Below are 15,118 nucleotides of genomic sequence, written 5' to 3' on the forward strand. Positions count from 1 at the left end.
CGTCAGACCTTGGTCACGGTGATGTCGTCGCACCAGCCGTAGCCGCTGCCGCTGCGCGCGTAGCAGTAGATGCGCGCGGTGGTGGCGGTCGGGCCGGTGGTGAAGACGGCCGAGCCCTGGCTCCAGCCCGTCGCGGTGAACGCCGCCCGGTTGCTGGAGCCGGCGGTGTCGTACTCCTTGGCGCCCAGCGACAGTTCGGTGCCGGCGGCCGACACCCGGCCCCAACCGGTCAGCCGGTAGGTGGTGCCCGGCTGTACCGGGATCACCTGCTCGGCCGCGGCCTGCGCCGGGCCGACCCGGACGGCGGCGGTGCCGCTGTGCGGGTCGGCGGTGTCCAGCTGCACGCCGCCGTAGTACGTCCACGGGGCGAGCGTCCCGGCCTCGAAGCCGCCGTTGCGGACGGGGTCGGGCGCGCTGCACGCCGCATCGTCGAAGGCACTGCCCTGGTGGAAGCCGATGTCGGGGCGGCACACCTGCGGCACCGGGGCGCCGAAGAAGTCCTGCCCGCCATTGGCGGGGACGACGGCGCCCGCGCCCCGGGCCGGGGAGGCGGCGCCGAGCCGGTAGTCGGCCGGGTCGGCGCCGCCCGGGTTCGCCAACTGCGGGTCGGCCGTCACCTTCCGGGCGTCGGCCGGCTCGTTGGCCGGGTGGGTCCCCCAGAAGGCGTTGGCGTCCCAGGAGAAGTCGCCGGGCTTGTAGGTGCTGGTGCCGAAGCCGGTGTACCCGCCGCTGCCCAGGTTGTAGAACAGGTTGCCGCTCAGCGCGGTGGTCGAGGTGCCCGAGCCCTGCTGGATGATCGGGGTGGTCGAACCGGCCGGCAGGTACACGGTGTTGTTGTACATCCGGGCGTTCTTCTCGCCGACCGCGAACAGCCAGCGGCTCTGGTCGGCCCGGCTCAGGTTGTTCCGCACCACGGTGCCGGTCGAGGACGAACCCGCCCCGCAGGCGCCGCAGAACAGCATGAAGCCGCCCTGGTTGTCGTGGCTGTAGTTGTACTGGAACAGCGCCCCGTTGTTGCCGTAGTCCGAGTCGAACGCCATGCCGTCGTTGTTGTCGGACAGCCGGCGCACGTGGTGCACCTCGTTGTACTGGATCGTCGTGTAGTCCGAATCGATGGTCCAGATACCGGCGTTCGAACCCATCGGGCGCATCGCCAGGTCGAAGGCGGTGTTGTGCTCGACCAGCGCGTGGTCGGCGGCCCGCACCACGATGCCGTCGCCGCCGGTGTCCTGAATGGTGTTGCCGCGGAACACCAGCCGGGTGCTGGCCCGCCAGTTGTTCGTGGTGCCGCAGCCGTCGCCGGTGCCGTAGCTGGGCCGGCACATCCAGGTCGAACGGTTGGTCAGCCCCTCCCGGTCGACGTGCGCGATCTGCGAGTTCTGCACGACGACGTCGTCGAAGTTGGTCGGGGTGGTGGTGCCGGAGACCCGGAACTGGATGCCGTTGGACCACTTGGTGGCGTCGCCGTTGACGTCGTGCACGTACACGTCGTCCACCAGGTAGTGGGTGCCGACGCCGCTCGGCAGGTCGGCGATCTCCACCAGCAGGCCGTTGCGTTCCCGCTTGGTGGCGGCAGTGTCCCGGAAGGTGATCTCCAGGTCGTGGATCTCCCACTGCTCCACGTTGTAGAGGTGGACGGCCGCGTTCTGGCTGCTCGCCGGGTCGCCGGCCACCACCGGGCGGGCGGTGCCGGTACCGTAGCCCGCCAGGATGATCGGCGCGCCGGCCGTTCCGGAGCCCTGCGGCTGCAGGGTGCCGGTGCAGGTCGCGCCGCGCTTGAGCAGCAACTGGTCGCCGGGCTGGAAGAGGTGCGCGTTGGCAGAGGCGAGGCTGTTCCACGGACTGGCCTGGCTGCCCGAGCCGTCGGTGGGGGCCGAACAGTCCAGGTACCACGCAGTTCCGGCGGCGGCGCTCGCCGCGCCCGCCGGAAGCACGGGGGTCAGGAGGGTGGCGGCGGCCAATGCCAGTGGCAGGGCACGCCGAAGGGAACGGTGCAGGAGCATCGTTGGGACTCCCGAGAATGGAGGGTGGGATGGGGCGCCCGATTCCGCACCGTAGGTTGACCATGTGATCGAGTCAATAACTTCAGACCTTTCGATCGAATGGCGATCGAATGATAAGAATTGATCGGCAGGGGTGGCTCAGATCCACCGCACCTGCCGCCGCGGCCCGACCGGGTTCGCGGCGCACACCAGGAGAGGACGCCATGACCGTCACGGCAGACGAACGCCGGGCACGGATTCTGCAGGTCGTGCGCGACCTCGGCACCGTCCGGGTGGTCGACCTGGCCACCCGCCTCGGCATCCCCGCGGTCACCGTCCGCCGGGACGTCGCCGCCCTCGCCGACGCCGGCGAACTCGCCCGCTCGCACGGCTCCGTCGCCCTCCCCGACAGCGGCCCGAACGCCCGCCCCGGCCGCCACGACCGGGTCATCGGCATGCTGGTCCCCACCGTCGGCTCCTACTTCGACGAAGTGATCGCCGGCGCCCGCGCCGCCGCCGCCACCGCCGGCGCCCGCCTGGTCCTCGGCATCGCCGCCTACGAGGCCCGCGACGACCGCGCCCAGATCGAGCGGCTGCTCGAATCCGGCGTCGACGGACTGCTGCTCACCCCCAACTGGCAGCCCGGCGACCCGCCGCACCACCCCGACCACCACCACTGGCTGGCCGAACTCCCCGTCCCCGCCGTCCTGGTGGAACGCAAGGCCGACCCGGGCAGCGCCGCCGCCGAACTCGACGCGGTCGGCTCCGACCACCGCCACGGCGTCCTGCTCGCCCTGCGCCACCTCGCCGCCCTCGGCCACGAGACCGTGCTGCTCGCCGCCCGCGCCGACACCTGGACGGCGCACCAGGTCCGCACCGGCTACGCCGAAGCCGTCCACCTGCTCGGCCTGCAGACCCGCCCCGTCATCGACATGAACCGCCCCGGCGCCCCCGCCAGCGTCCCCGACCCCGAATGGGTCGCCCAGCAGATCGCCGAAGCCACCGCCGACGGCGTCCGCGCCGTCCTCGTCCACAACGACCAGGACGCCATCCAACTCCCGCCCCTGCTGCGCACCCGCGGCCTGCGCGTCCCCGAGGACGTCGCCCTGATCTCCTACGACGACGTATTCGCCGCCCTCGCGGCCCCCCCGCTCACCGCCGTCGCCCCGCCCAAGAAGTCCGTCGGCGCCGCCGCCCTCGAACTCCTCCTCCGCCGCCTCGACGGCGGCTCCGGCCTCCCCGCGTACCACGTCGAACTCCTCCCCACCCTGAAGGTCCGCACCTCCTGCGGCGGCGACGGCGAAATCTGACCCCGCCGGTCCGGCGCCCCCGCGCGCCCTGCGAGGGCGCCGGCGCGGCTCAAGCCTGCTCGGGCGGCAGACCGAAGAGAGGGAGACAGAGGGTCAGGCCGTCGACCGTGAGGCGTACCACGCGCGCGCCGAGGACTGCCCGGAGGCCGAGATCGGCCTGGCCGCCGTGCGGGCCGTCCCGTCCTTGCCGGTGGGCCGCTGACCGGCGAGCTGGTCGCCGCCCTCGGCCCCGAACTCGCTCTGGCCGACCTCGCGGGGGGCTCGTCGAGGTCGGTCGGCCGGGGGTGCTAGCTGAGCTGCTGACGGGCGAACAGTTCCAGGTGGCCGCACTGCGGGCAGCGGAAGGCGTCGATCTGGAAGTGGGGCCGGCCGACTCGCCTGGCCCCGCCGAGCGGTCCGCGCTCCAGGGCGCCCTCGATCCAACGGGCGTCGCCCCGGCTGCCCTGACCGGCGTCCTCGATGAAGCCCTGGTCGAGGCCGGGGTTCCCGCAGTGGGTGCACGTCAGGTCTTTGGTCACGGGTGGGAGTCTATGCCGGACTCACGCCCCGACCGCTCGCACGCGATGGTGAATTCGGCCCCCGGGGCGGCGTATTCGACCGGGCCGGCGTAGCGGCTCGCGGCGCGGGCGACGGCCTGGCGGGGTGTCAGGGTGCGGCCGACGTGGGTGACGATCAAGCGCTGCGCCCCGGCCGCCGTCGCGGTCTCGCCGGTGTCCTCGGGGGTGTGGTGGACCTGGTCGCCGTCGGTCGGGGGCCGCGAGCCCTCGGCCTCGCAGAGCAGGGCGGTGCAGCCCGCCGCCAGGTCGGTGAGGTTCGGGCACGGGGCGGTGTCGCCCGAGTACACCAGCGAGGTGCCGCCGCTCTCCGCGCGCAGGGCGAACGCCGGGATGCCGTGGGACACCGCGCGGCTGGTCAGTTCGAGGGCGCCGACGCGCACCTGGTGGCCGTCCGTCAACTCGGTGACGGCGAACGCCGATTCGACCGGGCTGCGGGTGGCGGAGTTGGTCAGGAACCCGGCCAGCCGGTCGGCGGTGCCGGGCGGGCCGAACAGCGGGACCGGCGCGGCCGGGGCGAGGTCCGCGAACAGCAGGCCGTAGTACGCGGTGAGCAGGTCCGCACTGTGGTCGGCGTGCAGGTGCGAGATCCAGATCGCGTCCAGCTCGTCCAGCCGGACGTGCCGTTGCAGCGGTCCGAGCGTCCCGCTGCCCGCGTCCACCCAGATCCGGGTGCGGCCGCTCGACAGCAGGTAGCCGGAGCACGGGTTGTCGGCGCTCGGGTAGGGCGTCGCGCTGCCCAGGACGGTGAGGTGGAGCGGGGAGTCGGTCGCCATCCGATGATCGTAGTGTCCGTTTTCCGCCAGCGGCGGGCCCCCGGGGGCCTCGAGAATCCGGGCCCATGACCACGCACCCGCAGGGAATCCGGATCGAGCACCGCGGCGCCGTTCCGCAGGTTCACCCCACCGCCTACGTCGCACCCACCGCCACCCTCGTCGGCGACGTCCGGATCGGCCCCCGCGCCCGGGTGATGTACGGCGCCGTGCTCGACGCGGAAGGCTCGCACATCGAGATCGGCGAGGCGACAGTCGTCTGCGAGAACGCCGTCCTGCGGGCCTCCGCCGCCACCGCCGACCAGCCCGTCAGGCTCGCCGACCACGTCTTCGTCGGCCCGCACGCCACCCTGCTGGGCTGCGCCGTGCAGCGCTGCAGCTACCTGGCGACCTCGGCCAGTGTGCTGCAGGAGGCGCGGGTCGGCGCCGGTTCGGTGGTCGCCGTCGCCGCACTCGTCCACGCCCGCACGGTGCTCCCGGACGAGTACTTCGTCCCCCCGCACATGCTCGCCCTTGGCGACCCGGTCCAGCTCCTGGCCCCCGGGGACCCGGCCGTGCCACAGGCCATCGGCAGGCTCGGATTCGCGGCCACCGCCTTCGGCGTCGACGCCTCCTGGACCGACCGCCTGGCCCGCCACGAGCGGATCGCCGAGGTGCGGGTGGCCGAGTTCGGCGCGCACGTGAACGACCGGCCCGCGTCCGGCTGACCGCCGATCGGCGGGGCCGGGCTCCGGCAGGGCGCTCAGCCGGAGATCGGGCCGCGCACCAGGAATCCGTGCAGTTCAATGACCATGTCATTGACGTCGGCAGGGCCCGGCGGATCCTCCAGGGAGATCCCGCAGAGCGCGCGCAGTGCGTCCACGCCCAGCGCCAGGGCACGGAAGGGCAGCATGTCCAGACCCTCGGCCCGGTAGGGGGCTTCGAAGGGGAGCGGCTCGCCGATGTCCTCGATGAACCCCTCGTCGGGGTACACGCTCGTCGAGCGGACGAGTCGCCCGTCCTCCCGGACGGCGAACGCGGACCAGTCGGCGACGCTGTGCATGGCGTGCAGGACGAGTCGGCGGCCGGCGCTCGCGGCGACCGGCGGGGCGGGGAGTTCGGACGGCCGGTCGGCGGGCAGCTGCCGGTCGCACACGACGTCGACGCCGGGAAAGCTCGCGGCGAACGCCGGGCCGGAGGGCGGATGCAACGCGTGCCCGAGACGGGGGGCTGTCGGTTCCACGGTTCGCCCGGGAGTGAGCCGCTGCATCATGGCAACGGTCCGGCCGAGGTCGGCCGCGCCGCCCTGCCGCAGCCGGGCGGGCACCTCCCCGTCGGCGAACATCGGGAGTCCGGTCTTGAACCCCATGGCGCGGCAGCCCAGTCGAGAGATCCGACGGTCCAGCGGGCGCAGTCCGACCTGCCGTGTGCGGTGTCAGCGGGCGAGCAGGCCCGTCAAGTAGGCGTGGCCGTTGGCGAGTTGGGGGGCGAGTGGGGCGGCGGTGGGGTGCCAGGGGGTCTCGTACTCCCAGGAGATCCAGGTGTCGGTGGGGAGTTGGGCGACGGCGGCGGCGAGGGGGAGGACGCCGGCGCCGAGGGGGAGGGGGGTGAGGTCGGCCGGGGAGGCGACGTCCTTGACCTGGACGTAGCCGAGGCGGGGGGCGAGCAGGCGGTACGAGTCGGCGGGGGGCTCGTCGGCCAGCCAGGTGTGCAGGACGTCCCAGAGGGCGCCGACGGCCGGGTGCGGGGCGGCGGCGAGGAGCTCCGCGAGGGCGGCGGCGGAGCGGTGCGAGTCGTGCGTCTCGACCAGCACGGTGACGCCCAGGTCGGCTGCGGTGTCGGCGAGTCGGAGCAGGCGGCGGGCGGCGGTGCGGGTGCCCTCGGCGGTGTCGGCGCCGCCGCGGGGGAAGACGCGGACGTACGGGGCGCCCAGGTCGGCGGCGAGGTGCAGGTGGGCGAGCAGGTCGGCGAGGACGGGGGCGTCCGGGCCGGGCTCGGCGATGCCGACGTACGAGGCGACGGTGAGGGGGGTGACCGCCGCGGCGGTGAACTGCTGTGCGGTGGCGCGGCGTTCGGCGGAGGTCAGGCCGGTGTGGACGGGCTCGCCGGGGCCGGCGCGGAGTTCGAGGCCCTGGTACCCGTGGTCGGCGGCGAGGGCGAGGACGGCGTCCAGGGGGTGGCCGGGGAGGCCGAGCGTGGAGAAGGCGAGGGGCATGCGGGGGTCCTTGCTGGTGCCGCGCGTCCGCCCACCCGCCCACTCGCCCACCCGTGACCCACTGGCGCAGGGAGCGGGGCACGGGGAGAGCGACGGAAGGGTTCGGCGGGGGTTCGCGGCGGGGCGGGCGGGCTGCTGGGTGGTGGCCGGCGCCGGCCTGCCGACCCGTGCCCCGCCTGCGCAAGGCGGCGGAACGGGTCGGCAGGCAGGCGAGGTGGCGTTCCGTCAGGCGGTGCTCGGCAGAGCCAGGTCGGTGACCGTCCCGTCCGGCCAGGTGACGGTCAGGGCGGTGCCGGTGAGGGCGAGGGCGAGGGCGGTGAGCGGGGGGAGGGCGTCGGCGGCAGCCGTGAGGCGGGCGGCGGTGGCGAAGGCGGCGGTGGGGGCGGTGAGCGTGCCGTGCAGGTGGGGGACGGTCGCGGTGGGCCCGAAGGCGGTGCCGTCGGGGGCGGGGGCGGTGGTGGCGGTGGTCCAGCCGTGCAGGCCGAGGAGTTCGGCGCGGAGGCGGTCGTCGCCGGTGACGCAGGCGTGAACTCCGGTGGTGGAGACGGCGGGAGCGTCGCCGGTGACGGCCCAGCCGCCCTCGCGGACGGCCGTGCCGGGCGTCGCGCCGTCGACCAGGTGGACCCGGACTTCGTCGGGGCCGTGGGCGAGGGTGACGGAGGTGACGGTGACGCCGGGCAGTTCGACGCCGCCGTGCCGGGGGCGGTGCGAGGACGCGGCCCAGCCGGCGAGGCCTGCGCGGCCGGCGCCGAGGGGAGTGATGGGGCCGCGTTCGGTGGGTTCGCCGTCGAGGAGCAGGGCGAAGTGGTTGTCGCCGGCGGCGGTGTTCGGGCCGGTGCGGGTGGAGTGGGCGAGGCGGGAGTAGAGCGGGTTGTCGGCGACGGGCGCGTCCGCGGGCTGGTCGTCGCTGCCGTGGTTGTGCAGGCGGACCAGGCCGTCGGCGGCGGTGGACTGGATCAGCCAGCCGGGCGCGGGCAGCGGGGTGACGGCGTCGGCGGTCTCGGCGGGGGAGGGCGTCTCGGGGGCGGTCCACACGGGGTGGTCGGCCGGCAGGAGCAGGCCGAGGAAGCCGCCGGAGGCCCAGTAGGGGGAGGCGGGGCCGGAGTAGGGCTGGACGATCGGCGGGTAGGGGCCGTGCCAGCCGAGGGTGAGCAGGCCGTGCTCGTCGAGGGCGCCGCGGTCGAGGAAGTAGCGCAGCGCGCCGGAGGCGAGTCGGCGGGTGGTGCCGGGGTCGAGCGGGGTGGTGCCGAGCAGGGCGCCGGCCCACAGCGGGGCGGCGGCGGCGAACCGGTAGCTGAGCGAGCGGCCCTGGTGGACGGGTGCGCCGGTGCGGTCGAACAGCCGCGAGTAGTCGGCGAGGTAGGCGTGCAGGCGGGCGCCGTAGCGGGCGGTGAGGTCGGGGTCGGCGGCGAGGTGGGCGTGCAGCGCGGGGTAGAGGTGCAGCGCCCAGCCGTTGTAGTGGTCGATGGCGCGCGGGCGGCCGTCGGTGTACCAGCCGTCGCCGAGGTACCAGCGGTCGATGCGTTCCAGGCCGCGGTCGATCGCGGCGTTCGCGGCGTCGGTGTCGATGCCGACCTCGGCGAGGAAGCCGCCGACGGTGAACGGGAACAGCCACCAGTTGTTGTCCACCGGCTGGTGGTGCAGGGCCTGGGCGAGCCAGGCGCCGGCGCGCTCCTGGACGGCGGGGTCGAGGCGGTCCCAGAGCCAGCGGCGGGTCAGCCGCAGGCCGATGGCGATCGAGGCGGCCTCCACCATGGGCTGGCCGCGGTCGGTGATGACGCCCCAGGAGGTGAGGTCGCCGTCGGCGAGGTCGCGTTCGGCGGTGGGGGTGCGGGTGCCGGCGGCAAGGCCTTCGGCGTAGCGCTCCAGCAGGCCGGTGGGGTCGTCGCCGTTCGCGCCGGCCACCCGGATCGCGGCGAGCAGGAAGGTGCGGGCGTAGCCCTCCAGGCCGTCCGAGCGGGGGCCGGACCAGCTCGGGCGGGTGCCGGGGAGGTTGATCAGGGCGTTGGCCGGCCCGGCGTACGGGCGCAGTGCGGCCAGCAGGTGGTCGGCGGCACCCTCCCAGTGGGCCCGGGTCCAGCCGGTGTGCGGGCTGAGCGCGCGGTCTTCCGGCGGGAGGGGGAGCGGGTGCGGCATGGCGGCCTCGGTTCCTGTGGGCGCGGGGGCTACCCGGCCGACCCTAGGAAGAGGCGATCGTGCCGTCAAGGATCACTGATCGAATGATCTCCTTGATCTGATTGTGACCTCCCGAAAAACGCCGAAAACTCAAGGTGAACACGGGTTGGCGGGCCAAACGCGGTTGATCAATGCAGATCATTTGATCCCGATCCCTTGACGTCTGATCGGAGCCGTCCCAAGATAGCGATCAACCCGGCCCGACCTGCTCAAATCGGGTGATCGGGTACCTAACAGGCGTTTCAAGGACCCCCACAGGAGCCGTGCCATGTCCTCTCCCGCTCTTCACCGCCGCAGAGCTCTCCGTCTCGCCGCTGCCGCCACCGCCACCGTCCTGGGCGTCACCCTGCTCGCCGCGTGCGGCAGCGACGGCGACAAGTCGGCCGCGGGCTCCGACGCGGGCAGTGACGGCAAGCCGGTCACGCTCACCTTCTGGGGCTGGGCCAAGGGCACCAAGGACGTGGTGCAGGCGTTCAACGCCTCCCACCCGAACATCCAGATCACCTTCGAGGAGATCCCGTCCGGCAACGCCGGCGGCTACGCCAAGATCTCCAACGCGGTGAAGGCCGGCAACGCCCCCGACGTGTTCAACGTCGAGTACCCGCAGCTGCCGGACTTCGTCAGCCAGGGCGCGGTGCAGGACATCAGCAAGCTGGTCTCCGCCGACCTGAAGGCCAAGTACCTGCCGCAGTCGATGGAGCTGACCACGCTGGGCGGCTCCACCTGGGCGCTGCCGCTGGACGCCTCCCCGCAGGCGCTGTACTACCGCAAGGACCTGTTCGAGAAGGCCGGCGTGGCCGTCCCGAAGACCTGGGACGAGTTCAAGGACGCCGCGACGAAGCTGAAGGCCGCCGACGCCAACACCCGGATCGCCACCTTCTTCCCGGACGACCCGAGCACCTTCGAGGCGATGGCCTGGCAGGCCGGCTCCAAGTGGTTCGGCACCAGCGGCGACAGCTGGAAGGTCGACATGGCCGACGCCGGGACCAAGAAGGTCGCCGACTACTGGCAGGGCCTGATCACCGACGACCTGATCCGCGTCCAGCCCTCGTTCAGCCAGCAGTGGACCGCCTCGCTGCAGAAGGGCGAGACCGCCGCGTACCTGGGCGCCGCGTGGGGCGGCGGCGTGCTGAAGTCCACCCTCGGCACCGACCCGGCGGAGAACGGCAAGTGGGCGGTCGCCCCGATGCCGAGCTGGGACGGCCAGCCCGCGTCCGGCATGCTCGGCGGCACCACCTTCGCGGTCTCCAAGGACAGCAAGAAGGCCAAGGCCGCGGTCGAGTTCGCCACCTGGGCGACCACCACGCCCGAGGGCATCCAGGCCCGCATCGCCTCCGGCGCCTCGTCCGCCTACCCGGCCGACCCGGAGCTGGTCCCGGTCGCCAAGGCCGCGTTCAAGACCGACTTCTACGGCGGCCAGGACATCTACGCGATCTACCAGGACGCCGCGAAGGCCATCAAGCCGAACTGGGCCTGGGGTCCGTCCATGGGCGCCACCAACACCTCGATGAAGGACGCCTTCGGCAAGCTCGGTCAGGGCTCCACCGTGCAGTCCGCCGTCGACACCGCCCAGCAGGCCACCCTCGCCGAGCTGAAGAACCGCGGTCTGAAGGTGGCCGGCTGATGTCCGGCAGCACTCCCGTCCCGGGCGGCGGCGCCTCCGCCGCCGCCCGGGGCGCGTCCGCGGCCGCCGCGGGCACGCCCGCCCGCGGCGGCTCCGCCGGATCGAGCGGCACCCGCAAGCGCCGGGCGCCGCTCGGCGCCCCGATCGTCCTGCTCGCCCCGTTCCTGGTGCTGTTCACCGCCTGCACGCTGATCCCGATCGGCTACGCGGTCTACCTCAGCCTGTTCAGCGAGCGCCGCTCCGGCCTCGGCTTCGGCGGCACCACCACCCAGGTGTTCACCGGCCTCGGCAACTACACCCGGGCGCTCGGCGACGCCGCGTTCCGCGACGGCTTCTGGAACACCGCCCAGTACTGCCTGCTGTACATCCCGCTGATGCTCGGCCTGTCCCTGGCCGTCGCGCTGCTGCTGGACTCCGCACTGGCCCGCGCCAAGCGGTTCTTCCAGCTCGCGCTGTTCCTGCCGCACGCCGTTCCCGGCATCATCGCCGCCCTGGTGTGGACGTACCTGTACACCCCCGGCATCAGCCCCGTGATCGATGCGCTCAACTCGGCCGGCACCCAGGTCGACGTGTTCGGCCACCCGCTGCCCGCGATCGTCAACATCGCGGTCTGGGAGTGGACCGGCTACAACATGGTGATCTTCTACGCCGCGCTGCAGGCCATCCCGCGCGAGGTGCTGGAAGCCGCCGTGGTCGACGGCGCCGGACCGCTGCGCACCGCGTTCAGCGTGAAGATCCCGCTGATCCGCGCCTCCGTGGTGATGGTCGGCCTGTTCACCGTGATCGGCTCGCTCCAACTGTTCACCGAACCGGTGATCCTGCACGACGTCGCCCCCGGCGTGGTCTCCACCTGGACCCCCAACATGTACGCCTACTCCGCCGCGTTCGAACGCAACGACTACGGCCTGGCCGCCGCGTCCTCGGTGCTCCTCGCCCTGGTCGCCGCCGCGCTGTCCTTCGTGGTCACCCGCTTCACCCGCGACCGCGGCGAGAAGCGGACCGGGAAGCGGACGTCGCAGGCGACCTCGAAGCGGACGGAGACCGCCCGATGAGCACCCTCACCCCCGTGCGCCCCGACGCCGACGCCGACGCGGCCGCCGCGCCGCGCCGCCGCCCCTGGACGCTGTCGAAGACCGCCGTCAACGGGGCGCTGGTGCTGGCCACGCTCTACACCCTGCTGCCGCTCGGCTGGCTGATCACCGCCTCCGCGAAGAACACCGCCGACCTGATCGGCGGCCGTTCGCTCGGCGCGGGCAACTTCCACCTCGGCCAGAACCTGCACGACCTGGCCACCACCGGCGACGGCATCTACTTCCGCTGGTACCTCAACTCCCTGCTGTACGCCGGGATCGGCGCCCTGCTGTGCGCGCTGATCTGCGTCGGCGCCGGCTACGCGTTCCACGTCTACAGCTTCCGCGGCAAGGAGAAGCTGTTCGGCGTGGTGCTGCTCGGCGTGCTGGTGCCCACCACCGCGCTCGCCCTGCCGATGTACCTGCTGGCCTCCCAGCTGCACATCGTCAACACCTACTGGGCGGTGCTGCTGCCCTCGCTGGTCAACCCGTTCGGGGTGTACCTGGCCCGGGTGTTCTGCGCCGGCTACCTGCCCGGCGAGACCCTGGAGGCCGCCCGGATGGACGGCGCGAGCGAGCTGCGGATCTTCTGGTCGATCGGCCTGAAGATGGTCATGCCCGGCTTCGTCACCATCTTCCTGTTCCAGTTCACCGCGATCTGGAACAACTTCTTCCTGCCGCTGGTGATGCTCTCCGACAACCGGCTCTTCCCGGTCAGTCTCGGCCTGTACACCTGGAACGCCCAGACCCATGCCTTCCCCGAGTACTACCCGCTGGTGGTCACCGGCTCGCTGCTCGCCATCCTGCCGCTGGTCATCGCCTTCGTGCTGCTCCAGCGCCACTGGAAGGCCGGAATGACCGCCGGCAGCGTCAAGTAACCACCTCCTTCTCTCACTGCGCCTTCTGGGGAGCCCCCGCCATGCCCAACTCCGCGCCCGTCGAGGCATCGCCCTCCTCCACCGCTGTCCGGACCCGCCCGCGCGCCCTGCTCGCCATGCACCGCGACCTCGCCGCCCGGCTGATCTCTCCCGACACCATGGCCCGGATGGTCGAACTCGCCGACCTCGACCCGGAGTTGGTCATCGACGACTTCTCCTCCCCGGAAGGCGCGGCAGCCCTCGCCTCGGCCGAGGTGATCATCAGCAGCTGGGGCTGCCCCCCGCTCACGGACTCCGTCCTGGCCGCCGCCCCCGAGCTGCGCGCCGTCCTGCACGCGGCCGGCTCGGTCAAGCACCACGTCACCGACGCCTGCTGGGACCGCGGCCTCGGCATCACCTCCGCCGCCTGGGCGAACGCCCTCCCGGTCGCCGAATTCACCGTCGCCGCCGTCCTGTTCAGCAACAAGCCGGTGTTTCGGCTGGCCGCCGACTACCGCTCCCGGCGCGCCCCGCACGACTGGCAGGCCGCGTACGCCGGCACCGGCAACTACCGCCGCACCGTCGGCCTCGTCGGCGCCTCCCGGATCGGCCGGCGGGTGCTGGAGCTGCTCGCGCCCTACGACTTCGAGCTCCTGCTCCACGACCCGTACGTGACTGAATCCGAGGCTTCCTCCCTGGGCGCCGAGCTGGTCTCCATGGACGAACTCTGCGCCCGCTCCGATGTGTTGAGCGTGCACGCCCCCGAACTCCCGGAGACCAGGCACCTGGTGGACGCCCGCCGCCTCGCTCTTCTCCCGGACGGCGCCACCCTGATCAACACCTCCCGCGGCTCCCTGATCGACCAGGACGCCCTCACCGAGGAACTGATCACCGGCCGCCTGCACGCCGTCCTCGACGTCACCGCCCCCGAGACCCTCCCCGCCGACTCCCCCCTCTACGACCTCCCCAACGTCCTCCTCACCCCCCACATCGCCGGCTCCCTCGGCGGCGAACTCCACCGCATGGCCGCCGCCGCCGCCGACGAACTCGCCCGCTACGTCGACGGCCTGCCGTTCGCCCACCCGGTCACCCGCGAGGAGATCGCCCGCACGGCGTAGGCGCCGGACGCGCCCGAACCGGAAGGCGCCCGTCGGCAGGATCGCGAGCCTCGGCTGGTGGGCGGTCCCGTCGACGGGCGCACTTTCGTGGCCAACGGGCAGGTTGTATCAAGTGGTTGACACAAGGGGTCGGCGTGGGCATCTTGTACTCACTGCTTGGTACAAGTGGTCCTGCGGGGCGTGGAGCCGTGCAGGTGCCGTCACGCGTCGGGGGTCTGTGCCTGTGGTCGACATCGTTCCGCTCGAAACGCGGCGGGTCCGCGTCGAGCGCTGTGTCCGGTGGGGCGGTCTGGTCGTCGGGGGCGTGGTCGCGTGGCGGTCGGCGGCCGTGGGCGGGCTCGGGGTGGGGTTTCTGTACGGCGCTGCGGGGTTCGGGCTGTGTGCGGTGGGGGGTGTGCTGGTCGGGGATGCTCTGACGCCCCGGCCGGGTGGTGCGGTGCGTACGGCCGGGCTCGTGCCGCGGCGGGTGCGGGATCAGGTGTCCGTTCGGGTGGCCGGGCTGCTGGTGGCGGAGGCGGTGGCGCTCCTCGTTCTGTTGGCGGCTGCGGCCGCGGTGGCGTCGCCCGACGACATGGGGCGGGCCGGGCGGGCGTTGACGGTCGCCTGCGGCGGGGTGACGGAGAGCAGGAGTCCCTGGCCCGGCGGGTTCTACGGCATTCCGGCCGTCGTCTCGCTCGCGGCTGCGACGGCGGCGTGCGGCTGGGCGCTGCGGCGGATCGCCCAGCGGCCCGGCGGCGAGGGGGAGCGGCGTACGCGCTCGTCGGCGATCGTCGCGGCGTGGGGCGCGCTGGTCTCGGCGCAGTTGTCCGGGGTGGGTTTCACGGCTGCGGCGGCGCTGCGGGGCACGGCCTGCGTCGGGACGGCGGGGGCCGTCGCGGGCTGGGTGCTGTGGCCGCTGGGGCTGTTGGCGGTGGTCACGTTCGCCTGGTGCCTGAGCGCTGTGGCGGGCCGGCGATGACGGGCCCCACCGTCCGGGTGGACACCGCAGCGCCGGTGCCGCCGTACGAGCAGATTCGCGCCCAGCTCGCCGCCCTGATCGTCAGCGGGCGACTGGCCGAGGGCGAGCGGTTGCCGACGGTGCGTCAGCTCGCCGCCGATCTGGGCCTGGCGCCCGGCACGGTGGCCCGTGCCTACCGCGAGTTGGAGGCGGCGGAGCTGATCCGCACCCGCCGGGGCGCCGGTACCCGGGTGGCGGCCCCGCCCGCCGGGCCGAAGCACGCACCGACCGATCAACTGGCTTCGCTCGCGGCGGACTTCACCGCCGCCGCGCGCGCCCTGGGGGCCGACGCCGAGGCCGTCCTGACCGCCGTCCACGACGCCCTGCACCGGCACGCCCGGTCCGGCGCCGGGGAGCGGTGAACAGTCGCCCGTCCGAGGAGCAAGACGGTTCGTCTCGCGGGATCGTCGGCGCGGCAGGATCGGGGGCGTTCGCCCGTTGTCGGCCCGGTTGGAGTGGGTGCA

14 protein-coding genes are annotated in these 15,118 nt (G+C 73.3%); 8 read left to right on the top strand and 6 right to left on the bottom strand.

Features of this window, described 5'->3' with window-relative positions:
- Positions 1 to 2 precede the first annotated feature (2 nt).
- On the bottom strand, positions 3 to 2,003 hold the full coding sequence (locus ACIQF6_RS24640) for a carbohydrate binding domain-containing protein (RefSeq protein ID WP_400898521.1): 2,001 nt from the start codon (positions 2,001 to 2,003) through the stop codon (positions 3 to 5).
- A 203-nt stretch (positions 2,004 to 2,206) separates the two neighbouring features.
- Here ACIQF6_RS24640 and ACIQF6_RS24645 point away from each other — a divergent pair, with 203 nt between their 5' ends.
- Positions 2,207 to 3,292 carry a substrate-binding domain-containing protein gene (locus ACIQF6_RS24645; protein ID WP_400898524.1) on the top strand — a complete coding sequence of 362 codons (1,086 nt, stop codon included), beginning with the start codon at positions 2,207 to 2,209 and terminating at the stop codon, positions 3,290 to 3,292.
- A gap of 287 nt (positions 3,293 to 3,579) precedes the next feature.
- Here ACIQF6_RS24645 and ACIQF6_RS24650 read toward each other — a convergent pair whose 3' ends face one another.
- The gene (locus ACIQF6_RS24650; protein ID WP_400898526.1) at positions 3,580 to 3,810 is read right to left on the bottom strand and encodes a hypothetical protein; all 231 of its coding nucleotides are present in this window, start codon (positions 3,808 to 3,810) and stop codon (positions 3,580 to 3,582) included.
- Entirely contained in the window at positions 3,807 to 4,622 is an 816-nt protein-coding gene (locus tag ACIQF6_RS24655; protein ID WP_400898528.1) for an MBL fold metallo-hydrolase, read from the bottom strand. The genes ACIQF6_RS24650 and ACIQF6_RS24655 overlap by 4 nt, the downstream gene beginning before the upstream one ends.
- 65 nt (positions 4,623 to 4,687) lie before the next feature.
- Here ACIQF6_RS24655 and ACIQF6_RS24660 point away from each other — a divergent pair, with 65 nt between their 5' ends.
- Entirely contained in the window at positions 4,688 to 5,326 is a 639-nt protein-coding gene (locus tag ACIQF6_RS24660; RefSeq protein WP_400898530.1) for a gamma carbonic anhydrase family protein, read from the top strand.
- 35 nt (positions 5,327 to 5,361) lie between these two features.
- On the opposite strand, the gene ACIQF6_RS24665 is transcribed toward ACIQF6_RS24660, so the two are convergent.
- The 3 genes from ACIQF6_RS24665 to ACIQF6_RS24675 all read right to left on the bottom strand — a co-directional run bounded on the left by ACIQF6_RS24665 (position 5,362) and on the right by ACIQF6_RS24675 (position 8,949).
- Entirely contained in the window at positions 5,362 to 5,967 is a 606-nt protein-coding gene (locus ACIQF6_RS24665; RefSeq protein ID WP_400898532.1) for a DUF6928 family protein, read from the bottom strand.
- A 66-nt stretch (positions 5,968 to 6,033) separates the two neighbouring features.
- Positions 6,034 to 6,813, bottom strand: a complete 780-nt coding sequence (locus ACIQF6_RS24670) for a sugar phosphate isomerase/epimerase family protein (protein ID WP_400898534.1) — start codon at positions 6,811 to 6,813, stop codon at positions 6,034 to 6,036.
- A 225-nt stretch (positions 6,814 to 7,038) separates the two neighbouring features.
- Complete coding sequence (locus tag ACIQF6_RS24675; RefSeq protein ID WP_400898536.1) at positions 7,039 to 8,949, bottom strand: DUF2264 domain-containing protein; 1,911 nt, start codon at positions 8,947 to 8,949, stop codon at positions 7,039 to 7,041.
- 307 nt (positions 8,950 to 9,256) lie between these two features.
- Between ACIQF6_RS24675 and ACIQF6_RS24680 the strand changes: the two genes are divergently transcribed.
- From ACIQF6_RS24680 to ACIQF6_RS24705, 6 genes are all read left to right on the top strand, one after another.
- The gene (locus ACIQF6_RS24680) at positions 9,257 to 10,612 is read left to right on the top strand and encodes an ABC transporter substrate-binding protein (protein ID WP_400898538.1); all 1,356 of its coding nucleotides are present in this window, start codon (positions 9,257 to 9,259) and stop codon (positions 10,610 to 10,612) included.
- Complete coding sequence (locus ACIQF6_RS24685; protein ID WP_400898540.1) at positions 10,612 to 11,664, top strand: carbohydrate ABC transporter permease; 1,053 nt, start codon at positions 10,612 to 10,614, stop codon at positions 11,662 to 11,664. Before ACIQF6_RS24680 ends, ACIQF6_RS24685 begins: the two co-directional genes overlap by 1 nt.
- Positions 11,661 to 12,560: a carbohydrate ABC transporter permease gene (locus ACIQF6_RS24690; protein ID WP_400898542.1), complete on the top strand. Its 900-nt coding sequence runs from the start codon at positions 11,661 to 11,663 to the stop codon at positions 12,558 to 12,560. The genes ACIQF6_RS24685 and ACIQF6_RS24690 overlap by 4 nt, the downstream gene beginning before the upstream one ends.
- A gap of 116 nt (positions 12,561 to 12,676) precedes the next feature.
- Positions 12,677 to 13,657, top strand: coding sequence for a hydroxyacid dehydrogenase (locus ACIQF6_RS24695; protein ID WP_400898857.1), 981 nt, complete (start codon positions 12,677 to 12,679; stop codon positions 13,655 to 13,657).
- Positions 13,658 to 14,135: 478 nt separating this feature from the next.
- Complete coding sequence (locus tag ACIQF6_RS24700; RefSeq protein WP_400898544.1) at positions 14,136 to 14,615, top strand: hypothetical protein; 480 nt, start codon at positions 14,136 to 14,138, stop codon at positions 14,613 to 14,615.
- On the top strand, positions 14,612 to 15,016 hold the full coding sequence (locus tag ACIQF6_RS24705; protein WP_400898546.1) for a GntR family transcriptional regulator: 405 nt from the start codon (positions 14,612 to 14,614) through the stop codon (positions 15,014 to 15,016). Before ACIQF6_RS24700 ends, ACIQF6_RS24705 begins: the two co-directional genes overlap by 4 nt.
- Positions 15,017 to 15,118 lie beyond the last annotated feature (102 nt).

This window comes from Kitasatospora sp. NPDC092948 (assembly GCF_044754805.1).
Taxonomy (GTDB): domain Bacteria; phylum Actinomycetota; class Actinomycetes; order Streptomycetales; family Streptomycetaceae; genus Kitasatospora.